The organism is uncultured Veillonella sp. (genome assembly GCF_963534045.1).
GTDB lineage: Bacteria > Bacillota > Negativicutes > Veillonellales > Veillonellaceae > Veillonella.
The window spans coordinates 24,824-49,408 of record NZ_CAUSQT010000001.1 but is presented as its reverse complement, the minus strand read 5'-3'; the positions used below and the strand labels follow the sequence as shown (position 1 = coordinate 49,408).

Here is a 24,585-nt window from a genome sequence, read left to right as displayed (position 1 = left end):
CGAACAATTTGAACGCATGATAAATGAACTTATAGACCTTGGCTATTCCTCCGATATGGCGGTTAGAGTAGCCTATAAGTCTTATCCTATTATGAAATTGTTAGAGGTACCTCTTACGGCTGATATGGTGCAGAATTTCAATAATGCATATCATGGCGTGCTGGTTGCTAATCATGTAGCGGGTCATATGCCTTTTAATTACTCTACGCAGTCAATTAGCGAGGCAATGCAAGAGGCATGGACGAGCGACGGCCTAACCCTATCAATGCGGTTACACAATAATACAGCGAAGATACAACGAGATACGGCGGAAGTGATTCGGCAATCGCTGAAACGCGGTAAATCAATCAAGCAAATGGCAAGAGCCATATTTGAGGGCTACGGAAACGGCGGAACAATTCAGACGGATAAGCTACCTAAATATATCGAAATGGTTAGAGGACTAAAATGGCCTAACTATTTGAATGATGACGAGGTGGCTCAATTCAAGCATGTGCTACGCCAAACAGAAAGGCAGGTTCGGCAGAATACAACGCCGAGCCTACGCGCTGCATATACTGGATTGATAAAAGCCGTTGACGAGGCGAGTGCGATTGACCTATCAAAATCGGTAAACGTGGCCGTGCAAGAGAAAGCACGATACAACGCCGAACGGATAGCACGCACAGAGGCGGCGAGAGCCTACGCAGACGGGCAAATGCTACGTTATAAGAATGATGATGATGTAGTGGCCTTGAAGTGGCAGCTAAACAGCCGCCACCCTGTATGCGATATATGCGACGTGTATGCAAATGCTGATTTCTACGGATTAGGTAGAGGAATATATCCAAAGGATAAATTTCCAACGTTACCCGCTCATCCTCACTGTTTATGCAAGATTGCCCCTGTTTATGATTTCGAGGTTGATATACATCAAGCAAAAGAAAACATCGAAGAGGGCGGAAAGCGATACATTAATTCATTGTCTAAAGTCAATCAAGAGCGCATTCTTGGCGTTCAAGGGCGGAAAGATGTGCAAAAAGGTAAAGTATCGTGGCAAGAACAGGCGCGAAGTTGGAATAATCAGCCGTTCGAGGTTCGAGAACCAAAGAAAACATAATATTATCAGAACTACAGGCCTATGAGAGTGAACTCATAGGCCTTTTATATTGCCATTAAGTAGCAAGCGGCGAAAGGTGGCGCATTCATGTTGAAAAGGAGACAGATACATGACTTTAGCAGAATTGTACGCAAAATTAGAGGGAATTGAGGGCGGTAAAGACCTAATTGCAGGGTTCAAATCCGAGATTTCTAAAATCAATGACGGGGCAAAAACGGAACGCCTGAAATTGGAAAGCAAAATTACCGAATTAACCACGGCGCGCGACGAGTTGAAAGGTAAAGTTGACGAGTACGAGGCGAACAAAGGACAAAAAACACCCGAAATTATTGCACTTGAAAAGCAAATCAAAGGCCTCACAGACAAATACGAGGCAGCAGAAAAGGCTCGACAAGATGAAATTCAAAAGCGTACCGATTCAGAAATTAGTGCCCAAACTATTGCGGCACTAACAAAGGCAAATTGTACGGATGCCCAAACATTCAGCAAGCTAGTCGCTGGACAAATCAGCGTACAAGATGACGGCTCATATGGCTGGAAGAAAGAGGACGGCACTATTGGCACTATTGAAGAGTGTGCGACTGCATTCCTTGCTGACAAGCCTTATGCTGTTAAACCTGCACAAAATGGCGGCAGCGGTGCAGGTGCTGGCAATGCAACAGGCGGAAACGCACAACTTGTCGAAATGTTCAAAATCGCTGGCATTAAACCGCCAAGCGAAAATAATTGATTTACTCACAGAAAAGAGGTAAAACATGGCAATTAATACTTTACAAATGGCACAAAACTTTCAAACATTGCTAGACCAACAAATGGTAGTAGGTGCTACATCTGGATTTATGGAAGTAAACGCTGGCGAGGTTAAATACAACGGAGGCGACACTGTTAAAATTCCTACTTTATCCGTTGACGGCTTGGCTAATTATGACCGCGACAATGGTTATAATCGTGGTGCAGTATCCTTGAAATTTGAAGATTTCAAACTAACACAAGACCGCGGCCGTAAATTCTTGCTTGATTCTATGGACGTAGATGAAACAAACTTCCTTGCAACAGGTACCAACGTTATGACTACGTTCCAAAAAGAACAAGTAATTCCAGAAGTAGACGCTTATCGTTACTCAAAAGTAGCTGCATACGCAACTCGCGAAAGCCGTAAAACCGACGCATTCACGCCAGATGATACAAACATCATCAAACAATTAAACAAGGAAATCACGGAAATCGAGGACTTAATCGGTGAAACTGGCGACCTTGTAATTGTAATGAGTGCGCGCGTTCAAAGTATTTTGAACGAGGCAGCAGGTAAAAAAGGCTTGCTCGATGTAGCTAACTTTACACATGGCGCATACAATACACGCGTTCGCACTTACAATGAAATTCCTATTATTGGCGTGCCTAGTGCTCGTATGAAATCTCAATATGTTTTCAATGACGGCACAACTAGCGGCCAAGAAAAAGGCGGATTTAAAGCAGATACAGGCGCGAAAGCTATCAACTGGATTATTATGAGCCGTGCGGCAGCTATTGCGGTATCTAAAACTGACAAAATGCGTATTTTCGACCCTACAGTAAACCAACAGGCAGACGCTTGGGCGCTTGATTATCGTAAATTCCACGATGTATGGGTTCCAAAAAATCGCTTGGCTAGTGTATGGGCTAACTTTGGCGCTTAATTAATAACGGGGGGTACATCATGGAGAAATACAGACTTGTAAGAATGAACGTAGTCAAATATACAGATGATGAATTCATTCTTGAGCAATTGCTTGACGAGGGCTACTCATTAAGCCCTGTATTGGAGCCAGACAAAGAGCCAACAGACGGCGCTGGCGGAGTAGACGATAAAGAGCCAGACAAAGAGCCAACAGACGGCGCGAAAAAGTCTACAAAATCCAGTAAGAAATAATCATGAATGCTCGTGAAATCTTTGAGAGAAGATTGAGGCAAGCGGTAAAGGCTAGCGCTAGAGAGGTACAAACGGCGGCGCAAAATAACCATAAATTCACATCGCACACTGGGCAACTCGAGAGGGCTATTGATGTGCGCATGATTGGCGATAAGACAGCAGAGGTATATATCGACAGTCAAGCCGCATATTATGGCCCATTCGTGCATGAGGGAACTCGACCGCATGACATTTTTCCGAAAAATAAAAAGGCCTTGCGTTGGGTTCCTGTAGGCGGTAATGGGTTTGTATTCGCTAAACGTGTACATCACAGAGGCACAAAGGCCGACCCGTTCTTATACGAGGCACTAGACCATAGCCGCGACGAAATTCGTGATATATTTTCAAAAGCGGTTGATGTATCTCTCAATGATGTGGCTCGAGATATTGAATTAAACGCTAACCGCACGCATTTAGAAATTAAACTGTAAGGGGTTTGATATATGCTATACGAATTTCAAGAGATGACATTCGACGATGAGCTACTAGGCCCTAACGTGCTTGAAACAACGCTGACAAAAGCCGAGCAATGGCTGTATGTGCTAGCTAAACGGCTAGGCGTGCAAGAGAGCGATGTAATACGTTCATTTGTTGCTGATGAACTCGTAACACTATACTGCTATCGAGAGACATGCATGAATAAAGCAGCCTCATTGGTAGGGCAGTATAGCCGCAACGGCCAAGACGATGATTATTATTCTAAGAAATTGACATATATCAATGCTAGAATAGCGGTTTTAGAAAACCAAATCACGGCGGAGCAGCTAACAGGGCAGCCAGCTAAATATGCGGGATATAGATGTATTCCACTATATCGAGGTGGCTAATATGTGGCTTGAATTATTGAACAAAATTAAATACACAATCGAGAAAGCTGGGTTCGACGGAAAAGTCGAACTCGGCTTTTTAAATCCTCAAAATGCTGGCGTTGATACGCTTGGCATGGTAATGCTAGGGCGTGGCGAATGTACGCCGATAGACGATAAAGTGCATAACATGCTGAAACAAGAGTTTTATGTTGAGGTATGGACTAAAGAGGACGGCAACGAATTTGGTGCGGCCTATGCACAAATATCGGAACTTGAAAGCAAAATAGAGAAAATCTTGATTGCGTTTCGTGAGGCGTGCGGCGTGCTTAATGAGGAGTATTGTGTATTGCAAAATAGCGGCTATCAAGTTGTTGATATTCGCTGCACTAACAAGACAGACGACCATGACAGTATGAGGCCTTTTATAGGCACTCAATACAGGCTCGAGGCTCGTTTGTATGACTTAAACAATGATACTAAAGGGGGTATTTATTAATGGCTGAAACAAAACTATATAAACCAGCGGCGGTAGATATGCCAACGGCTGGCAAGAACTACCTTTTATATTTGAACGTTGGCACAGACGAAAAAGCTGGCGCTAAATGGCTATTATTAGGCGGTCAACGTAGCGGCGACCTTTCTCGTAAAGCTGATAGCATTGACGCGTCTCACAAAGGTTCTGGCGGTTGGAAATCTACTATTGCAGGCCTTAAGGAATGGTCTTTCTCTATCGAAACATTGCTCATGCCAAAAGAGGAAAGCTTAAAACTATTAGAAAAAGCATTCCTTGACGGCGACAATGTAATGATTAAATTCGAGTACCCAGATAAACGCTATTTCACTGGTATCGCCAGCGTAACAGAATTATCTATCAACACGCCTCATGACGGCGTAGCGACTTATAAAGGGTCCTTGAATGGCGTCGGTCCTTTATCCGAATTACAAGACGCACCAGCAAGCAGCCCAGCGGTTGGCGGCTAATTTAACAGAATAATCCTACTTTTTTTAGCGCTAAACAATAGGAGAGTTATTTATGAAAACAGTTACATGTAATTTATTTAGAGACGGCGATTATATTATGTTCAACATTCAGCGCCTCATGGAATTAGAGGCGGCAGTAGGCAAGCCTATTGGTGAACTTTTACAAATGCCGACATGGCCTATTAATAGTATTGTTTCGGGTTACGCTATCGGCATGAAACACCATAAGCGGAACCCTCAGCAATACTTTGAATTGATTGACGATTTACTTTCTAAGGAAGATAGCGATGTAAGCTTGTTGACACTGCAAGCGCCATTGATGAAAGCGATTGTTGCGAGCGGAGCATACGGCATGAAAATGTATTATAAAATGTTCCCCGACGAACTTACAAAAGCTGATAAATTGGCAATCAAGGAAGAGGCCGAACAACTAAAAAACTAGACGGGGGCCAACGCGCCCCCTCTTTTTCTTTATGGCTAAGAAACGCCGAAGAAATTGCTTACAGCGTGCTAGAGCTAAAACCTTGGGAATTAATGCGATTACAGCCTATTGAGTATAGGAAACTCGTACAGGGCTATGAACGGCGCTGCAAAATCCAAGACCAGAATAGAGCGTTTTGGGTAACAAACATCATGAACACGCAATTATCAAAGGCAATTGAGCCGAAGAAATTTATAGACATTTTATATCCGCCTACAGACGCACAAAAGCGCCAAGATGAGGCGGATTTTATTCGTGAATTTAGAGAGGCAGGGGGTGAAATATAGACAATGGCAGATAGTAATATCAATGTACGGATTAGCGCGGACAGTACAGAGGCACAGGCGGCCATAAGCAAGGTTGCCAATAAGCTGAGTACAGATATACCGAAAGGCGTATCAGAGGCGGGCAGTAAGGTAGCCAAAGAGGCGGCTGGCATTCGTGATGAAATCAAATCTATAATGACCCAAGTGAATAAGGGCTTGCAATTTGCTGGCGCTGTTACTGGCATTAGTTTGGCCGCGACAGCCGTCAAAGACGTGGCAACGGCAGCAGCACAGACCGCCGACCAATTAACGAGCGTACGCTCACGGATTAATCTTATTAATGACGGCACGCAGACCACGGCCGAAATTATGGATAAGGTATTCGACGCTGCACAGCGGTCCCGTGGTAGCTATGTAGATATGGCGGACAGTGTAGCCAAGCTGAATATGTTAGCAAAAGACGCATTCAGCTCGAATGATGAGGCAATTATGTTTGTTGAGCAGTTGAACAAACAATTCAAAGTCTCGGGCGCCAGCATTGAAGAATCAAGCGCGGCGATGTATCAATTGACGCAAGCAATGGCGGCGGGGAAATTGCAAGGCGATGAATTCCATTCTATTATGGAAAACGCGCCAATGCTTGCCCAATCTATTGCGCAAGAAATGGGCCTTACTGTAGGTCAATTAAAAGATATGTCATCACAAGGCCTAATCACCGCCGATATTATCAAAGAGGCTTTGTTCAATAGTGCTGAGGAAACAAATGCAAAATTTGCAGAAATTCCGATGACGTTCGCAGAAATGGGGCAGTCTATCCAGAATGAAATGTTATTAGCCTTTCAGCCTGTACTTGAACAGCTTTCAGCTATTCCTCAAAACGGCGACTTTCAAGGGTTCGTTCAAGGCGTTGGCGTTGCAATTCGTGCTATGGCTGCTACAGCCTCGGCCTCGATTGGCATTATAAGCGCCTCATTTAATGGGCTTAAAACAATCGTAACAGTCATAAGCCAAACGATACGCAGCTTTACAAGCTTATTTATCACTACCATGCCAAGGGTTAGCGCAGCCGTATTGGCTGTTGTTGTAGCGTTTACTACATATAGGGCGGCTATGGCACTATGCGGCACTCAGACGGCAGCATTGACTGTTAAAACAGTAGCATTGAAAACGGCACAATTAGCCTCGGCAGTAGCAACTAGGGCCTACGGCGTGGCAATGACGGCGGTCAGAGTGGCAATTCAAGGCACTATATTGACAGTTGGGGCGCTAACAATGGGGACTACTGTATTGAAATCCTTATTCTTGGCATTGCGTGGCAGTACACTAGCGGCAGCTACGGCGCAGCGGGTGCTTAATTTGGTGATGAGGGCCAACCCAATCGGGATATTAATATCCGTAATTATGACGCTCGTAACTGTATTTGCAACAGCAGCGGCGGCATCTAATGGGTTCGGCAATACGTTGGCCTCAGTATTTTCTACAATTGTTCATACGGCCGTTTGGGGCGTGAATAAGATTATTGAGGGCCTTAATTGGTTGATTGCTAAATTAAACAGCGTAGGCGAGAAAGTTGCGAAATTCTTCGGCGGAACATTCACAGCAATTCAACAGGTTGATACTATCAGCGCTGACACGGCGCAAGATATTGTAAATACTGGCGTCAATATGGCGGCTCAAATCACAGAGGGCATATCCGCTGGCGGTGATACAGGCCTAGACGTTGGCGGTGGCGGCGGTGGTGGCGACTATGACACTGGCGGCGGCAAAGGTAAAGGCAAAGGCGGCGGCGGTGGTGGCAAAGGTAGTAAAGGCAAAGACCTAGCCAAAGAGGCCAAGCAAACACATGAAAAGATTTTACAGTCTTATCTTGAAATGCTTGGGAATAAAGAGGAACTCATCGAACTTGAATACAAGAAAGAGCTTGATGAACTCAACAAATCGAAAGCCGCAAATGTCAATTATAATGAGGATTTAGCCAACCTAGAGGCGGTATACTCAGACAAGCGCATAAAAGCCAAGCAGGAAGAGGCTCAAAAATTACTAGAAATTGAGCAATCTGTACGCGATTACGTCAAGGATTTCAATTTTAATCTTGTAAGTAAGGATTCCACAGGCAGCGCGTCCCCTATGACGCAACTCAAAAAGGATTACACCGACGCAATTGATGAAATCACTGATAAGTACGCTAAAATGAACGATGATTTCGTGAAAATGGATAAAATGCAACAACAGCATTACATTGACACGTTAAAAGAAAAGGGCGTTATATTCAAGGACCATGATGACGGCACTATTTCGTTTGAAGAAATGAAAAATGCTGAGTTATTGGCGAAACAAAAAGAATATAACGATAAAGCCTTACAATATCATCGCGAATTACAGGAAGAGAAATGGGCTATTGATGAGGCTATGCGGACGCAGAATTTCGAGGCGTTGCAGCAAGCACTTGACGATGAATATGTAGCAACCCAACAAAGCTATGACCTTAAGAAAGAACTACTTACAGAATATCAAGACGCAGTAATGAACAGCCATTTCAACAGCCAACAATTGATATGGGACGCTGCAAGTGCTGGTATTGATAAGTTACAAGAGGGCATTTCTGGATTATTACAAGGCACTATGACGATTACACAGGCTTTTCAAAATATGGGTAAAGCTATATTGAAAACAATCGCCGATAGTTTGGCTCAATGGGTAGCGGCACAGGTTAAGCAGGCCGTTCTTGGTAAAATGCTACAATCGCAACAAACAGCGGCGAGCGTGGCAGCGGCACAGGCTCAACTCCCTGCATGGTCCCAATTAGCCCAACAGGTTAGTATGGCAACGTTTGGCGCTAGTGCGGCGGCTGGGTTAGCTGCTTGGAGCAGTAGCACGGCGGCAGGTATAGCACAAGCCACCGCATTGAGTAACGTCGGCAATTTAGGCGGCTCACTCAAAGGCGGCAACTTTGGCGCTATGTTTAGCAATAAAAGCATGCCAAAATTGGCCGAGGGTGGTCTTACCTATGGCGCTACCCTTGCACAAATTGGTGAGGGTAAATATGAAGAGGCTGTTCTCCCGTTATCTGATACAGTATTCGACCGATTAGGCGACGGAATCAACCGCGCGAATGGTGGTGCAGGTACTGGCGGCGCTACTATCAATATTAATGCGATTGACGCCGAAAGCTTTGGCGGATTCCTCGAAAGTCGAGGCGGTAGGGCTTTACGTCAATTCCTTGTAAATCAAGATAGGGAATTCATAGCAACAGCGGGGACGTGGTAGCATGGCAGATTTATTGAAATTCCCTAAGATTATTTCGTTGGGGTGGAAATCTCAAAAAATACAAAAATGGGATACTAAAATCAAGACAACTGGCTCTGGTAAGGTGCGGACCATGACAACGTGGAAATATCCGCAATATACGATTTCGACAGATTTCGAGGTACTAAAGCCAGCGGAATATAAGGAACTCATGGGGTTCTATTCCAAGACAAAGGGCGGTACAATTCCTTTCTTGTGGTTAGACCCCGAGGACAATCAAGAAAAGGGCATACAACTCGGCACAGGCTCAGAGGGTTCATGGCAAGCCGTGAGAAAATTCGGCGACTTCCTCGAGCCTGTTTATCATGTTGAGGATTTGAAACTATACGCCAATGGTACGCCGATTCGTGCAGTTAGCGATAAAGGCGTTATAAAGTTAGCGCAAGGCGAGACAGTAGCACCGAATGCAGTTATAACTGCAGATTATACCTACTATTGGTTAGTGCGGTTTAGCGGCGATATGACGGCCGAGTATATTTTTACCGATGTTTACAAATCGAAAACATTCAAATTAGTAACAACTCGATAGGGGGCAATCATGAAAGCAGTAAATGAGGCGCTAAGGCAGCACCTAAACAATGATAAGTATTTCGTAAGTTGCGACCTCTACGAGTTGCGCTTGCGCAGTGGTGTTTCTTACTATTGGGCCGATTCAGACGCGGACGTTTCTTATAACGGCCAAGTCTATAAGAGTAACGGGCCTATTATTGTAAGGGATAAGATAACCACAAACAGCACTGTAAGCGTTGATAAAATGACTGTTAGCATTTCGACGAATGAACAGGATACAATAGGCGGCGTCCCTATTATGGCCGTGGCTCATAATGGTGGATTCGACGGCGCTGAGATGACGCTACGCCGAGCGTTCTTTGACGATAGCTATAAAATCATCGGTGTAGTTGGTTTATTTACTGGCTTATGTGAGGTTACACAAGGCGGTGGCCTCACATTAAAGCTCAATGTAAAATCAATCGTGCAAAAGCTCAATATTGAATATCCTAACCGCCGATATTATCCTCAATGCCCTTTCAGCGTGTACTCTAAGGAGTGCGGCGTTGATATTAAGCGGTTCCGCAAAAGTGGCAAGGTTACAGGTCTAGGTAGCGGCGCCAATTCGATAAGAATAGATATTCCATTCGAGAATGGCTATTACACGGCTGGCGGTATAGATTGGCTCACTGGCCCAATGGCGGGGCAATCAACACAGATATTACAAAGCAATGACGGCGTAATTCTGTACATGAGCGCTCTCGAAGTAAGCCCAAGAGTTGGCGACCAATTCTATATATATGCGGGCTGCAATAAGACGCCTACAGAGTGCAAGAATAAATTCAATAATTGGGATAGGAACAGAGCAACGCCTTACGTTCCATTAAAGGAGAGCATACGATGACAGATATTAATGAATTAACAACAGGCGAGAAAATCGCCAATGCGGCCGTTAAATGGTTAGGTACGCCGTATGTCAATAATTCAATGGTTAAAGGCGTAGGCGTTGACTGTTCTTATTTGCTCGTTGCGGCAGTTGTTGATAGCGGCGTAATGAAACGCGACAGAATTGACATAGAAGATTATTCAAACGAGTGGCACCTGCACCATTCCGAGGAAAAATACCTCAAGTATGTGCAGCAAGTAGCCGATGAGGTGAAAGAGGGCGCACCGCTTGAAATAGGCGACTTCCTACTATATCAATATGGACGTTGTATTTCTCACGGCGCTATCTATATAGGGAAAGGTCTTGTAATTCATTCGTTTGTTGACTATGGCGTAATCATCTCAAAACTTGACGATGTACTATTTTTCGATAAAAAAGGCCGCTCACGATTGAGAGCAGTGTACCGATACAGAGAGGAGCGTGAATAATGGGCTTTCTATTTCATAGAGGGAAAAATACTACAACCCGCGCCGACATGATAGCCGATTTTCAAATCAATACGGCCTCTTATGGTGAGGTGGTTCCCGAAATATTGGGGACTACTCGGGTTAGTGGTAATATTATCGACTATGAGGATTTCACAGCGCACGAACACAGCAGCACCACCCGAACGGGTAAGGGCGGCGGTGGTTCATCGCACACTGAAATTACTTACACATATACAGTGGCGGCAGCCATTGCATTATGTGAGGGGCCTATCGCTGGCGTTGGCAAGGTGTGGCGAGATAAGGAAATATATTCTTATCCTAGTGAAAAAATCGAACTCACCTTATTCAATGGCGAGCAAGGGCAAGCCCCTTGGCCTTATATGTTGTCTAAGCACCCAGACAAGGCGCTACCATATAGTGGATTGGCTTACATGGCTGGCGTGGTTGATTTGGGTGAGCGTGGCAGCTTACCACAATACAACTTTGAAATTATGGGTAAACTCAGAGATACAGGCGACGGAATTGACGTAAACCCAGCGGACTATATCGAGCATGTACTGCAATCAGTTGGGGCCGATGTACAAATCGAGGGCATTGAGAATTATCGAGCCTATTGTAGAGCAGCCGATATATTAATCAGCACACCGCCCGAGCAAAAGAGTGCCAAGGCTCAAAGTATTATCAACGATATAGCCGAGATTACTAACAGCCTTGTATTTTGGAGTACCGACCGCCTAAAAATTGTACCTTTGGCCGATAAGCCTGTAGGCGATTGGACGCCAGAAAATCAAATTCAATATGACCTCACGGCCGATGATTTTATCGCAGGCACAGACGGGCAACTTATTTTATATAAGCGTAAGGATACAAGCGAGGCATACAACGAGGCAACAGTTGAATTTATTAACCGCGCCAATAGCTACGAGAAAGAAACAGTTTCTTTTGAAGTAGTAGCGGACGTGCAAAAGAACGGCCTCAAACCAGCCTCAAAGAAAACAGCTCACTACCTTTATACAAAAGCTAGAGCGCAGTACTATGCCGAGCAATTAGCCATGAAACGGCTGTATTCAAAAACACAGTATACTTTTAGGCTAGATTGGGCCTTTTGTACGCTTGAAGTCGGCGACCTTGTAACGCTCACAGATGAGGCTTGTCAACTCAATAAGCAAATCGTTGTTATAACCGCAGTCAATGAGGCCGCCGACGGGCAACTTGAATTCACGGCTGAGGGCAAGCCAGCAGGGACATACGCGCCAGCACGTTATGATGTGCATGAAAACGAGCGCCCTTTTGTGGATTACAATCAAGAGGCGCCGAGCGTCAATGATGTGGCAATATTCCAAACAGTCGGCGACGTTGGCGGTAATCAAGTATTTATCGGTGTAAATGCGCCGAGTGGCTGGGGTGGCTGTTCCGTGTGGCTATCTGATAATGATGAAAACTATGCAAGAGTAGGTTCTATCACGCAGCAGGCACGCATGGGGCGAACTCTTACCGCATTGTCTAATACAGGCGACAGCGTAAGCGTCAAACTCAATCAAGGCAGCATGAAAGGCGGTACACACATCGACGCCGAACGTGCGAATACCCTATCATGGATTGACGGCGAGGCGTTGAGTTATGAGGGTGCGCAGCTACAAACCGACGGCAGCTATAAACTGACTGGATTAGTACGCGGACAATATGCAACCATACCAACAGACCACGCAAGCGGTGCGCGGTTCATTCGGATTGATGAGGCGTTATATCGCCATTCTTATCGAAAGGAAGATATAGGGAAAACAGTATATTTGAAGTTTACCTCTATGAATCTGTTCGGCACGAATGAGCAAGGTCTTGATGAAGTACAGGCTTATTCATATAAGATAGTACCTTACTATATCCCAGAGGTCAGCAATTTAGCGCTATATACCAAATATTACGAAATTGGCAACGGGGTATTATCCTTTGACGTAGTAGCTCAATTCGATGTACCGCGTATCAATAGCCTTGATACAGTCGAATTGTGGTATAGAGAACAAGGCAGCACATGGAAATACGGCGGCGCTGGTGAGGGCCTTATTACTGTTAGCGGGTGCGAACTCGGCCATACATATGACGTGAAAATTCAAGTAAAGGACACACATGGGAATACATCGCAGGGCTTAACTAAAAGCATTACAGTTGAAATGAAAAGCGAAATACCGAATGCACCGCAGGGCTTTTCTGTTTCATTCGGCGATATGGCGCATTTTAATTGGCTAGAAGTTAGAAATGCCGATGTAGATTATTATGAAATCAGATTAGACCTCAGCGCAGGGCAAAATGACGGACTAATTGGCCGAAGTAATAACACCACATTCAGCACCCTATTAACGGAACGTACCGCTAAAGTGTATTGTATCGCTCATAATCCTGCTAAAGGATACGGCGCACCAGCCGAATTGACTTATAACATACCTGTACCAAAGCAGCCGACGAAAGTCAAAGCAACGGCCAATATCAGCGGTATAGGTGTTACGTTTGAGCCGATTCCAGTCAATTGCAAGGGTGCAAACGTATATATTGATGACAATGTGTATTACATCACTACAAACATTATCAGTGTACCGCTCGAGGCTGGCGTATATGCTGTACAAGTGGCGTATGTTGATATGTTCGGAGAGGGGCCACGCAGCAGCGCGGAGAATGTAGCAGTGAAAGCTAAAATCGATAAGTCCCTACTCGATATGGAAAGCCTAGGCCTAGAGGGTATAGACAAAGCAGTAAATGACTTAAAAGGCGAAGTCGGCACAGTCAAGACAGCCGTCAATGACATGGATAGCAAGATAATCGACATTGGCAAGGCTTACCAGCGCACTTTGAGCGATTATCAAAATAACGTAAATTCACAAATCACGCAGATTTCAAGCGGTATTGATTTTAAAGTAACGCAAGCTATCAATAATATGGACGGCGCCGAACTGGTGAGCCGTATTAATTTGAGCCCAGCAGGTACACGCATTGACGGCAAAGTACTGCATGTTACTGGCGACGCATTATTTGATAAGAACATCATTACCGAGGGCATGATACAGGCTAAGGCTGTTACTGCTGATAAAATGCAGGTGGATAGCCTTTCATCTATCACCGCAACAATCGGCACATTGCGAACTAAAACGAGTGGCGCAAGGGTTGAGATTAGCGATAATCTTATTGAAGTGTATGACGATGACAATCAATTGCGAGTGAGGTTAGGCGTATGGGAATAATTATATTTTTCAAGAAGTTATTTAAGCGATTATTTAAGCATGGGGGTGAAAATAACATGCCAGCGGGATTACAAGTATTTAATAAGAATGGCGTTCAAATTGTTAGCTTAACGGATAGACTTACAAAAGTATCTGGCGTTAAACGGTTTGACGTGATTGAGGAAAGCGGTAGCGCTACAGTCGAATTGAGCAAAGACCAGCATATATGGTATTACTTAAATTCGTATGCAGGCGATAATGATGACCTTTTGTATGGATTCGGGCCTAATTACAATATTGTTGTTGAGGGTGGTAAAATTTCGTGGAATTTAAAAGCACCTAATAACGTCAATAAACCTTGTAAAGTAGCATTAATCTATGGGGTGATGTAATATGAAACATTTTGAAAGTCATAATAATGACAGCATAGTAACAATTAACGATACAGATAGTTGTTTGTATTTAAAATATAAAATTAGCCTCAAGGGTATGCCAATTAAACAGTCGATTGAAGTGGCACAAAATAAATATTACGGATACAATGGCGACGGAATTATATACGTCGTTCAGAGGACACCAAACGGGGATATATACCACACTTATTTATACATTCCAATCTTGCAGCGACAAGCTAACGAGCAATATGTATATGCTATGAGTACGAACATGCCTATCAAGGACATTGAACTTGCAGAAACAAGAAATAAGAACCACCCTACTCGCATCGGGAAATGGACGAATTACTTGCGAATCAGCTTTAAAACAGATAGCCTTGAAAACATACGCAAGATTGCTGACACTATGGAAGTATATGTATTTTCTAACAAAATGCCTAAAACAGATAAATATGGCATGGAAATATACGATAAGAATGGCAACGTTATATTTAACAGCAATCTATTAACAATGCGGTTAGCATTAGTCATTCATAAGGATTATCCTGCTACATTCTTATCTAAGGAAGAATATGAAATAGGCAAGGTCAAATTTCATGGCATTAAAAAAGCTGGGTTGAGTTTTACCTATCCATTGGCAGCTATTGGCTCAGATAGTGGCTTTATGGCCCATAAAGTTAGCTGGGACGGCGACGGCGTTGATATTATAACAACGTACGGCGGAAATGCTGGCGGCACTATTAGACAAAACTCAATCACAACAACACAAGTATTGATTTGTGAACTTGACGGAACTCAAAATATTCCAGCTATTGAAATAATGATGATTTAATAGCGAGGTGCATATGAACTTTATAAGAAATGAGCCAGAAACATTACACATCGGCGCGGACTATCGTAGAGGTTACGAGGTCAGTGCCGATTTTGATTTAAGCAACTGCACGGCAATCATGAAAGTGCGGAGCCTACAAGGCAAATTATTGGCCGAGGCTGAATGTGTGATTCATGAGAATATCGTTTACTGCACAATCAGCGCCGAGGCAACTAAGAACATCAACCGCAATTATAGGAGCGGTCAATATGATGTGTTCCTTATTCATGGGAACGATACCACTAAAATCGTAATGGGTGATATGAAATTCATTCATGATATTTCAGCACATTAGGGGGTGCAATTATGGAAGATACAAATAACTTTGAATATGTGAACGTTAAAGCAAGGGTTCCGAAAGTGATTGATATTGTTATTCCGGGGGCGCAAGGATTACCGGGCGAACAAGGAAAGCAAGGCCTACAAGGACCACAGGGCGAACAAGGGCCAAGAGGTGAGCAAGGTCCTAAAGGGGATAAAGGCGACCCATTCACCTATGCAGATTTTACACAAGAACAGTTAGAGGCTTTAAAAGGGCCTAAAGGTGATAAGGGCGAGGACGGGCTAAGTGCCTTTCAAATCGCTCAATTAAACGGATTTCAAGGTACATATGTTGAGTGGCTAAAATCGTTAAAAGGCAAGGACGGCACAAGTGCTACAGCTGACAATGCTCATCAATTATTGCTGCAAGGTAACGTATGGTGCAATAGTGCTAGCGTTGACGACGTGCTCACAGCCTTAATCGGTAATATGGGGAAACCGTTTCCTCGTACAGAATTTAAGCCTCTGACTATTCCTAGCGTAATCCAAGGGCAACAAATTGTATCCGTTACAGGTGAGCCTCATTACAGCGTTAAGGTAGTCGGTAACGATACACCTTTCACGCTAGATAGTACTGGGGCTTGCACTGTTACAATTCCGCCATTAGGTGAAGATGATGTGCGTTTAACTTATCATAACTTTATTGGCGAAAAAGTTAGCGAAACAGTAATTGCTGGCATTGTTGAAAGTACTAGAACGCCAGATGAAATTTACGAGGAAAATGGCGTTAAATATGCCCTATTTGGTCGTAATTTAGAAATTAATGCAGTTAACTTTAATGGCGATTTCGAACATAATTTTAAATTCTTGGGTAAATGGCAAGTATCTGCAATCGATAATATCTTGATTAAGGCTAGCCGTCCGACGGTTCTTAAAATTGGTGCTTGGTATGGTAGAGGTTACTCTGTTAAAGACGTATCTGGCAATCCTATTGGCAATATTCCGATTTTAGTTGATACCCCTAAGAATTTAACATTTGAAAATAACGAAAAGTCTGATTTATATGTTAAGCTCGGAAGCGTAGAATATGGCACATCTGATGTTCGATTTACAACATCTCAAATTGAATGGTCTGACAGTCAACACAAATATGTAAATACTGGTGATACAGTCGACCATTTATAATTAATCGAACCACAGGGGGAACACATGCAAGAATTAACTGATTTCATGGGCGAGGCTTGGCGGACGTTGACGGATTCGTTCGTACTCAAAGCCTTGCTTGCCGTAATCGCTGATGTAGCGATATATATGATTGGCTTAAAACATGTGCAGGTGCTAGGAATATTCATATTACTGGTATTCCTAGACCTCATCACAAAATGGGCGGCGCTTGGGTATAAAATGCTGGTAGACATGGGTGCTAATCCAGACAACCTAAGCATGGCGGATAAATACATAGCCATACCTGCTGCATGGGGAAAAGGTATTATATCCTCAAAGCATATGCGCAAGCCTTTCGTTACAAAAGTTTTAACATATTGCCTTGCCACTGGCGCCGCATGGTGCTTTGACTATATGGCAGGTCAATACGCTTTCGCCGTCAATATCGTGTGGTTGTATCTCGGCTCGGTAGAACTATTGAGCATTCTCGAGAACATGCGAGACGGCGGAAATACTACCATATCGGGCTTGCTTGACGTGGTTCATGCAAGAGTGGATATGATACTCAAAAAATAATATAGTGTTGTTTGTGCCACGCTCGAGATATATGGGCGTGGCTTTATATTGCAGAAACAGAGGTGCATACAATGAAAATTGGTACATATTTCGATGATTATGAATTCGCATGCAAATGCGGCCGTCATGGATACGATAGCGACGGACACCCTATTCTTGACCATGTGATTGATAAAAGGCTCGTTGATGTATTGGACGCTATCCGCGAACGTATTGGCAAGCCTATCGAAGTGTTAAGCGGCTATCGTTGCCCTATCCATAATGAGGAAGTCGGTGGCGTTCCTAACTCTCAACACGTTGAAGGTACGGCAGCCGACATTACTTATGACGGCATTAACGTTGATTATCTCGCCGAAGTGGCCGAGGAATGTGGTGCCGACGGCATTGGGCGATATTATAATCAAGATTTCGTTCATGTTGATGTGCGAGGCTGGGCCGCTCGTTGGACAGACCAAGATTAATATAGGGGGCGTGTGATGTATGAAATTATCAAGAACAAAATTGTACATGCGGTTACTATTCGGCGCGTTGTTTATGGTATTCTTGGCATTTTGCTCGTCTATCTCATTGGCAGCCTCGCAAGCGGATACTTTGAAACAAGAGCCGACTATAAACGTACCTTTGAGCAGTTGGAACGAACTCAAAGGGCGCTTGACGAAAGCAGAAAACTCAATCAACAGCTCAAAGCAAGCATTGCAGCAAGCCAACAACTTAACAGCGACGCAGGGCGACGAATTGACCAAGCTCAAGACTATCAACAACAAACAGGGGCAGGAATTGAACGCCTTGAAACAAATCAACGAGAAACAGGCGCAAGAATTGGCGAGAGCCTCGAACATCTCGACGCAGCAAGAGGAGAAATTGAGAGAGGCCTCGAACTCGTTGACAGAATTGAGAGAGCAAATAAAACGCAACAAACGGACAGAACAGCGCCTTAAACGGCAACGCACAATATGGGGCGTAGTGGCTGGCGTGGTTACAGTTGCGGCGGCTGTTAAATAATATGGGGGTGGTCCTTTTATCTCCCTACCATATGAGGGTGGACATATGGATTGATTTCAAAAGATTATCGAAAGAATGACAAAAGAATAAAAGGCCTATCGTGGTTAGTGATGTACTAGCACGATAGGCCTTTATTTTTTTGACTATTTAAAGCCTTTTATTTATAGTATAGTAGTGTAATATATTTAATATATCTTATATAATACATTATATACACTTTAAACACCGAAAGGCATTATTAAAGTAATAGGGTAGGCGGTAGAATTTATATAAAAGTGGTTCGCTTTACTGTACGAGTTGCCCACCAAACTTGTATAAATTGAATCAATGAAACCTGCTCCGACTGGGGCAGGTTTTTTGTTATAATATAGATATGAAGAATAGATAGTATGAAGGTCGGTGGACCTGTTAGTATACGAGGTAGTTATGAAAGCAAGAACTATGACGGATCGTTTAGAGGCGGTCTTTGATATCGTTCCCCATGCAGAATCTATTGCAGATATTGGAACAGATCATGGTTATTTAGCTGTAGAGCTAATTGTGAGGGGAAAGGCCAAACGCGTTATCGCTGGTGATGTTCATAAGGGCCCTTTGGAATCGGCAAAGTCCTATGTTACATCTCAAGGGCTTAGCAATGTGATTGACTGTCGCCTTGGTGATGGCTTGCAAGTTACTAAAAAGGGCGAATTAAATGGCGCCATCTGTTGCGGTATGGGTGGATTTTTAATGCGCGATATCGTCGAGGAAGGTCCAGAACCGCTGGAGTTCTATGTGTTACAACCTCAGAATGGCCAAGCTGAATTACGACAATATATGATGAAAAAAGGATACCGTATTGTCAAAGAAATTATCATGAAGGATATGGGGAAAATGTACACTGCATTTGTAGCCGTTCGTTCTGACTGTATCGATACATATGGTGACAATGCTAGTTATTCGATTCATTCTGACGATGCTCTTTATGATACATTGCCAAAGAGCTCTATTCTTTGGTCTGTAGGGGCTTTATTAACCAAAGAGAAACCTGCATTGTGGAATGAATATGTAGATTTTTTGATATATCAACGACAATGTGCGCTGGATGGCATGACAGTGGAACTTTCACATACGGAGAAATATAAACAATTAAAACATGAAATAGATGAATTAGCCAGCCTGCGCTAATTATCGGTTAGGAGTGATACGATGGTGTTAGCAAAACAAATTATAGAATCGATGGAACAATGGGCACCGCCTCATTATGCTGAGTCATGGGATAATGTAGGCCTTATGGTGGGTTCGAAACAACGCGATGTATCCAAAATCGTTACGACTCTCGATATTACACCTGAGGTCATAGAATATGCGATAGTTGAACAGGCCCAAATGATCATTAGCCATCATCCATTTATTTTTAAAGGTTTGAAATCATTACATTTAGATAGTCCTCAAGGAACATTAATCGAGAAACTGATAAAAAATGATATTGTTGTATATAGTGCGCATACGAACTTAGACATTACTACCGGCGGACTCAATGATATGTTGGCGAATCGATTAGGATTGACGAATGTGAGAGGCTTTGTTCCGACTGGTTCGGATGTAGTATATAAAATTACCACCTTTGTGCCGACCGATACTGCCGATGAAGTACGTGAAGCAATGGCTAGTGCTGGCGCCGGGCGTATTGGTAATTACGAAGCATGTAGCTTTAGTTTTGCAGGCGAAGGTCGGTTTAGAGGTAATGATGAATCCCATCCGGTCATTGGTGAAGCTGGAACATTGACGGTTGTACCAGAGGTGGCCGTTAATGTTATCGTAGATGGTGCTCATAAACAGGCTGTTATCAATGCTATGAAAGAGGCTCACCCTTATGAAGAGGTGGCATACGAAGTATTTACTTTACATGAACCTAATGTAGGTCGTACGTTGGGTCGTATCGGTGAATTGCCTGAGACTATGGATTTTGAAAGCTTTCGCGAGCATCTCCAAGAATCTTTGCCATATGCTAATTTACGATTTGGGGGCCTGAAAAAAGATAGCATTAAAACAGTAGCCCTTTGCTCTGGTGGTGGTGCAGAGTTTATCAAAAATGCGGCTAAGGCTGATGCATATGTAACGGGAGATGTAAAATACCATGATGCACAGTTAGCTAAAGAACTAGGCTTGCTCGTAGTAGATGCCGGCCATTTTGGTACAGAGGAAATTGTGGCTGATGGTATTCGCGATTATTTACGAGACCAATCTGACAAAGGCGGATGGAAAATTGAGGTACAATCCTTTGAGGATCAAGCAGATTTTTTCTTTGAATAAAAATCTGTTTTAATAGTAAATTTCGATATTCTTGCATAGTATATACAGCTATGATAAACTGAATTGAAGCAAGTATGAAAGACGGTTGCGAGTCCATTGGACTCGAGGAAAGTCCGAGCTCCATAGGGCAGGATGCCAGATAACGTCTGGCGAGGGTGACCTTAGGGAAAGTGCCATAGAAAAGGAAACCGCCACGCAAGTGGTAAGGGTGGAAAGGTGAGGTAAGAGCTCACCAGCAGTCTGGTAACAGGCTGGCTCGGTAAACCCCATCCGGAGCAAGACCGAATAGGGAAGGGTTAACGGTGGTCCCGCCTACCTTCCGGGTTGTGTCGCTCGAGCGTGCAGGCGACTGTACGCCTAGAAAGATAATCGTCACCGCGCAAGCGGAACAGAACTCGGCTTAATGATTGCTTGCTTCTTATATTGTTTATACTATTTAACACATAAAGGAGGCCTTTTGATGGCTATCACTGCTATTACAAGCGTAGAACAATTTGATGAATTAGTATTAGGTTCTAAAGAGCTCGTTATTGTAGATTTTTGGGCTGGCTGGTGCGAACCTTGCACAATTATGCGTCCAGAAGTAGAAGCGGTAGCAGCAAAATTAGACGGCCGCGTTAAGTTTTTCAGCGTAGATGCAGAAGATAAGGCCTTGCGTCCTATTCTTTTGAAAGAAGATGTAGAAGGTATTCCTTCTATGGTATTCTTTAAAGATGGTAAATTATTGGATCGCATCGCAGGTTATAAAAAGGCTGATGTACTAGAATCTTTGATCAATGAAGTGATTAAATAATTCCAATTAATAAGAACACCTATCTGGATAATTATAAATATTATCTAGATAGGTGTTTTTCTTATCAATTTTTTTGATATATATACATAATGTCATAGTTTTATGTAATTTAAAATGATATAATGAGTTAATCGAGATAATATATCTCTCAATAGTTATAGTTGATTAGGTAATATATACATATTGCTGCAAAGTTGTTGTAAGGAGGCTGTATTCCATGAAAAATCGTGTGAACAGTTTATGGACTCTCTTCCAAGAGAGACGTCTCAGTCGGCGTACATTTATGAAATCTTGCGTGGCGTTGACTGCTATTCTAGGGTTGCCACCTACTATGCTTGATACAGTTGTAAAAGCTGCAGAAACAACAGAATTACCTACTGTAATCTGGCTTCATGGTCATGAATGTACCGGTTGTAGTGAATCCTTTATTCGATCTTCTTCACCATTTACATCCGATGTTATCTTAAATATGATTTCTTTGGAATATGATGATACATTGGCTGCAGCATCCGGAGAACCTTTAGAGGAACACCTAAAAAAAATCATGGCTGAGAAAAATGGCAAATATATCCTCGCTGTTGAAGGTGGGGTTCCATTGGATGAAAATGGTATCTACTGTACAGTAGGTGGCCGTACATTTAAGGAATCTTTATTAGAAGCTGCTAAAGGCGCTGCTGCAATTATCGAGTATGGTTCTTGTGCATCTTGGGGCGGTATTCAAGCGGCAAAACCAAATCCAACAAATACAGTGTCTGTATCCTCTGTTGTATCTGGTAAACCTATTATTAAAGTTCCTGGCTGTCCTCCAATTCCAGAGGTTATGACTGGTGTAGTTATGCACTACGCATTATTTGGTCAAATTCCTCCTTTGGATTCTCAAGGCCGTCCTAAACAATTTTATGGCAATCGCATTCACGATACTTGCTACCGCCGTGCGTTCTTTGACTCCGGTTTATTCGTTGAAGAATTTGACGATGATGCATCCAAAGCTGGTTGGTGCTTATATAAAGTAGGTTGTCGTGGACCTCAAACATATAATTCTTGTGGTAACTTGCGTTGGTGGAATGGTTTGTCCTATCCAATTCAATCCGGTCACGGTTGTATTGGTTGCTCTGAAAAAGGCTTCTGGGATAACGATGTATTCTACAAACGATTACCAGATATTCCATTGGCAAACACCATTACTACAGCTGATACAATCGGCACAGTAGCTGCTGTTGGTGCTACCGCTGCAGTTATCGTACATGGTGCTGCAACTCTTACGCGTAATAAAATTCTTGATATGAAAGAAGAAAAACGCTTGAAAGAACAAGGCTTATGGGATGAAAAGAAACACAATAATGGAGGAGGTCACTAATGAAACGCGTAGTAGTAGATCCGATTTCCCGTATTGAAGGTCATTTACGGGTAGAAATAAAAGTTGATGAAGCAAGTGGTAAGGTAGAGGACGCATTATCCTCTGGTACTGCTTGGCGTGGCATCGAACTTGTTGCAAAGGACCGCGATCCTCGTGACCTTTGGGCATTCGTACAACGTATTTGTGGCGTATGTACAACAACACATGCATTGGCATCATTACGTGCTGTAGAAGATGCACTTGGTATTTCCATTCCTAAAAATGCGAACTACATTCGTAATATCATGCATAGCTCTTTAGATGTACATGACCATCTCGTGCATTTCTATCATTTACATGCACTTGATTGGGTTAGCCCAGTAGCAGCACTTAGTGCAGATCCAGCTAAAACAGCTCAATTACAAAATGATGTATTAGCTACTTATAATGTAAGCGGTCTAGCACCAGCTGAAACAGCATCTAAGGATTCTGCATATCCTAAAGAATTCCCTAAAGCTACAACTGCTTACTTTACAGCTGTACAACAAAAGGTAAAGAAAATTGTAGAATCTGGTCAATTAGGCATTTTCTCTGCTCAATGGTGGGATCATCCTGATTACCAATTATTGCCACCAGAAGTTCATTTAATGGCCGTATCTCATTATTTGAACATTTTAGACCGTCAACGTGACGTAGTTATTCCTCATGTTGTATTCGGTGGCAAAAACCCTCATCCACACTATATTGTAGGTGGTATGCCATGTTCTATTTCTATGAATGACATGAATGCACCTATCAATACACAACGTCTTGCTGCTGTAGAACAATCTATTGCATTGGCTAAGGATTTAGTAAGTAATTTCTATTTGCCTGATCTATTAGCTATCGGCAAAATTTACGTTGAAAAAGGCATGGTCGATGGTGGTGGCCTTGCGAAAAAACGCGTTTTGTCTTATGGCGATTATCCTGATGATGCGTATACAGGTATTTCTGATGGCGATTACCATAAAAAATGTATCGTTCGCTCTAATGGTGTTGTAGAAAACTTTGCATTAGGTGTAGATAAAGCTACATTTATCCCATTAGAAGGTAAGGATTTTATGGATCCTCAATACCTCAGTGAAGAGGTTGATCACTCTTGGTTTGCATATCCAGATGGCACTAGCACACTTCATCCACTTGATGGTGTGACAGATCCTAAATTTACAGGCCCTAAATCTGGTACAAAAGAAAAATGGGAATACCTTGATGAAGATAAAAAATATTCTTGGATCAAGTCCCCAACTTTCAAAGGCAAAACAGCAGAAGTGGGTCCATTAGCTAAATATATCGTTGTATATACAAAGGTAAAACAAGGTATTATCACTGATCCAACTTGGGCTGAATCCATGATGGTTCGTCAAATCGATACTGTATCCCAAGTATTGGGTGTGCCTGCTCATGTATGGATGACAACAATGGTTGGTCGTACTGCATGTCGTGGTCTCGATGCACAAGTGGCTTCTAATATTAGCCAATACTTCTTTGATAAACTCGTAGCTAACATCAAAAATGGTGATACTACTGTGGCGGATACATCTAAATTTGAACCAAATAAATGGCCTAAGGATGCTAAGGGCGTTGGCCTTGTAGAAGCACCACGCGGTGGTTTGGGTCACTGGATTCATATTAAAGACGGTCGTTCTGCAAACTATCAATGTATCGTACCATCTACATGGAATGCATGTCCTAAGACTGCAGCTAACGAACATGGTGCCTACGAAGACTCTATGATTGATACACATGTAAAAATTGCAGATAAACCACTTGAAATCTTGAAGGTAATCCACTCCTTCGACCCATGTCTCGCATGTGCAACCCATTTATACAATAAAAAAGGCGAAAAAATCGTTTCCGTCAATACAGATGCATTGTGTAAATAAAGGGTGGTGGG

At 43.0% G+C, this 24,585-nt stretch carries 27 protein-coding genes and 1 other RNA gene; all 28 read left to right on the top strand.

The genetic code is table 11. From position 1 onward, the window contains the following. Nucleotides 1-16: 16 nt before the first annotated feature. The 28 genes from RYP29_RS00270 (at nt 17) to RYP29_RS00135 (ending at nt 24,574) form a co-directional block, all read left to right on the top strand. Nucleotides 17-1,099, top strand: a complete 1,083-nt coding sequence (locus RYP29_RS00270) for a hypothetical protein (RefSeq protein WP_311531435.1) — start codon at nt 17-19, stop codon at nt 1,097-1,099. A 109-nt stretch (nt 1,100-1,208) separates the two neighbouring features. After that, a complete protein-coding gene (locus RYP29_RS00265) occupies nt 1,209-1,829 on the top strand; it encodes a hypothetical protein (RefSeq protein ID WP_311531434.1) in 621 nt (206 codons plus the stop codon). Nucleotides 1,830-1,854: 25 nt separating this feature from the next. Then, nucleotides 1,855-2,775 (top strand): hypothetical protein, encoded by a 921-nt coding sequence (locus tag RYP29_RS00260; protein WP_311531433.1) that lies wholly within the window; start codon nt 1,855-1,857, stop codon nt 2,773-2,775. A gap of 44 nt (nt 2,776-2,819) precedes the next feature. Then, the gene (locus tag RYP29_RS00255) at nt 2,820-3,008 is read left to right on the top strand and encodes a hypothetical protein (protein ID WP_311531431.1); all 189 of its coding nucleotides are present in this window, start codon (nt 2,820-2,822) and stop codon (nt 3,006-3,008) included. A gap of 32 nt (nt 3,009-3,040) precedes the next feature. Then, nucleotides 3,041-3,478 carry a hypothetical protein gene (locus RYP29_RS00250; protein WP_311531429.1) on the top strand — a complete coding sequence of 146 codons (438 nt, stop codon included), beginning with the start codon at nt 3,041-3,043 and terminating at the stop codon, nt 3,476-3,478. 12 nt (nt 3,479-3,490) lie between these two features. Further along, nucleotides 3,491-3,874, top strand: a complete 384-nt coding sequence (locus RYP29_RS00245) for a hypothetical protein (RefSeq protein WP_311531428.1) — start codon at nt 3,491-3,493, stop codon at nt 3,872-3,874. Next, the gene (locus tag RYP29_RS00240) at nt 3,834-4,352 is read left to right on the top strand and encodes a hypothetical protein (protein ID WP_311531427.1); all 519 of its coding nucleotides are present in this window, start codon (nt 3,834-3,836) and stop codon (nt 4,350-4,352) included. Before RYP29_RS00245 ends, RYP29_RS00240 begins: the two co-directional genes overlap by 41 nt. Beyond that, nucleotides 4,352-4,837, top strand: a complete 486-nt coding sequence (locus tag RYP29_RS00235) for a phage major tail protein, TP901-1 family (protein WP_311531426.1) — start codon at nt 4,352-4,354, stop codon at nt 4,835-4,837. The genes RYP29_RS00240 and RYP29_RS00235 overlap by 1 nt, the downstream gene beginning before the upstream one ends. Before the next feature lie 52 nt (nt 4,838-4,889). Continuing rightward, on the top strand, nt 4,890-5,279 hold the full coding sequence (locus tag RYP29_RS00230) for a hypothetical protein (RefSeq protein ID WP_311531425.1): 390 nt from the start codon (nt 4,890-4,892) through the stop codon (nt 5,277-5,279). 191 nt (nt 5,280-5,470) lie between these two features. Further along, on the top strand, nt 5,471-5,605 hold the full coding sequence (locus RYP29_RS00225) for a hypothetical protein (protein WP_311531423.1): 135 nt from the start codon (nt 5,471-5,473) through the stop codon (nt 5,603-5,605). A gap of 3 nt (nt 5,606-5,608) precedes the next feature. Continuing rightward, the gene (locus tag RYP29_RS00220) at nt 5,609-8,851 is read left to right on the top strand and encodes a tape measure protein (RefSeq protein ID WP_311531421.1); all 3,243 of its coding nucleotides are present in this window, start codon (nt 5,609-5,611) and stop codon (nt 8,849-8,851) included. Between the two features lies 1 nt (nt 8,852). Further along, nucleotides 8,853-9,419 carry a DUF2460 domain-containing protein gene (locus tag RYP29_RS00215; protein WP_311531419.1) on the top strand — a complete coding sequence of 189 codons (567 nt, stop codon included), beginning with the start codon at nt 8,853-8,855 and terminating at the stop codon, nt 9,417-9,419. 9 nt (nt 9,420-9,428) lie between these two features. Beyond that, nucleotides 9,429-10,283 carry a DUF2163 domain-containing protein gene (locus RYP29_RS00210; protein WP_311531418.1) on the top strand — a complete coding sequence of 285 codons (855 nt, stop codon included), beginning with the start codon at nt 9,429-9,431 and terminating at the stop codon, nt 10,281-10,283. Further along, entirely contained in the window at nt 10,280-10,753 is a 474-nt protein-coding gene (locus RYP29_RS00205; protein WP_298608024.1) for an NlpC/P60 family protein, read from the top strand. Before RYP29_RS00210 ends, RYP29_RS00205 begins: the two co-directional genes overlap by 4 nt. Continuing rightward, nucleotides 10,753-13,983 carry a phage tail protein gene (locus RYP29_RS00200; protein WP_311531416.1) on the top strand — a complete coding sequence of 1,077 codons (3,231 nt, stop codon included), beginning with the start codon at nt 10,753-10,755 and terminating at the stop codon, nt 13,981-13,983. The genes RYP29_RS00205 and RYP29_RS00200 overlap by 1 nt, the downstream gene beginning before the upstream one ends. A gap of 56 nt (nt 13,984-14,039) precedes the next feature. Continuing rightward, nucleotides 14,040-14,354: a hypothetical protein gene (locus RYP29_RS00195; protein WP_311531415.1), complete on the top strand. Its 315-nt coding sequence runs from the start codon at nt 14,040-14,042 to the stop codon at nt 14,352-14,354. 1 nt (nt 14,355) lies between these two features. Then, nucleotides 14,356-15,189 carry a hypothetical protein gene (locus tag RYP29_RS00190; RefSeq protein WP_311531413.1) on the top strand — a complete coding sequence of 278 codons (834 nt, stop codon included), beginning with the start codon at nt 14,356-14,358 and terminating at the stop codon, nt 15,187-15,189. Nucleotides 15,190-15,202: 13 nt separating this feature from the next. Continuing rightward, nucleotides 15,203-15,523 (top strand): hypothetical protein, encoded by a 321-nt coding sequence (locus RYP29_RS00185; RefSeq protein ID WP_311531411.1) that lies wholly within the window; start codon nt 15,203-15,205, stop codon nt 15,521-15,523. A gap of 11 nt (nt 15,524-15,534) precedes the next feature. Then, on the top strand, nt 15,535-16,674 hold the full coding sequence (locus RYP29_RS00180; protein WP_311531409.1) for a collagen-like protein: 1,140 nt from the start codon (nt 15,535-15,537) through the stop codon (nt 16,672-16,674). Nucleotides 16,675-16,698: 24 nt separating this feature from the next. Then, entirely contained in the window at nt 16,699-17,229 is a 531-nt protein-coding gene (locus tag RYP29_RS00175) for a phage holin family protein (RefSeq protein WP_311531407.1), read from the top strand. Between the two features lie 71 nt (nt 17,230-17,300). Next, nucleotides 17,301-17,690 carry a D-Ala-D-Ala carboxypeptidase family metallohydrolase gene (locus tag RYP29_RS00170; protein ID WP_311531405.1) on the top strand — a complete coding sequence of 130 codons (390 nt, stop codon included), beginning with the start codon at nt 17,301-17,303 and terminating at the stop codon, nt 17,688-17,690. 15 nt (nt 17,691-17,705) lie between these two features. After that, nucleotides 17,706-18,167 carry a hypothetical protein gene (locus tag RYP29_RS00165; RefSeq protein ID WP_311531404.1) on the top strand — a complete coding sequence of 154 codons (462 nt, stop codon included), beginning with the start codon at nt 17,706-17,708 and terminating at the stop codon, nt 18,165-18,167. A 490-nt stretch (nt 18,168-18,657) separates the two neighbouring features. Next, nucleotides 18,658-19,395 (top strand): class I SAM-dependent methyltransferase, encoded by a 738-nt coding sequence (locus RYP29_RS00160; RefSeq protein WP_311531402.1) that lies wholly within the window; start codon nt 18,658-18,660, stop codon nt 19,393-19,395. 21 nt (nt 19,396-19,416) lie between these two features. Beyond that, nucleotides 19,417-20,523 (top strand): Nif3-like dinuclear metal center hexameric protein, encoded by a 1,107-nt coding sequence (locus tag RYP29_RS00155; RefSeq protein WP_311531400.1) that lies wholly within the window; start codon nt 19,417-19,419, stop codon nt 20,521-20,523. A gap of 65 nt (nt 20,524-20,588) precedes the next feature. Continuing rightward, nucleotides 20,589-20,945: RNase P RNA component class A (gene rnpB / locus RYP29_RS00150), an RNA gene on the top strand. A 38-nt stretch (nt 20,946-20,983) separates the two neighbouring features. Further along, nucleotides 20,984-21,316 (top strand): co-chaperone YbbN, encoded by a 333-nt coding sequence (locus RYP29_RS00145; protein WP_295226629.1) that lies wholly within the window; start codon nt 20,984-20,986, stop codon nt 21,314-21,316. Between the two features lie 217 nt (nt 21,317-21,533). Next, nucleotides 21,534-22,673, top strand: coding sequence for a hydrogenase small subunit (locus tag RYP29_RS00140; RefSeq protein WP_156718424.1), 1,140 nt, complete (start codon nt 21,534-21,536; stop codon nt 22,671-22,673). Next, a complete protein-coding gene (locus tag RYP29_RS00135) occupies nt 22,673-24,574 on the top strand; it encodes a nickel-dependent hydrogenase large subunit (RefSeq protein WP_295226625.1) in 1,902 nt (633 codons plus the stop codon). Before RYP29_RS00140 ends, RYP29_RS00135 begins: the two co-directional genes overlap by 1 nt. Nucleotides 24,575-24,585: the final 11 nt, after the last annotated feature.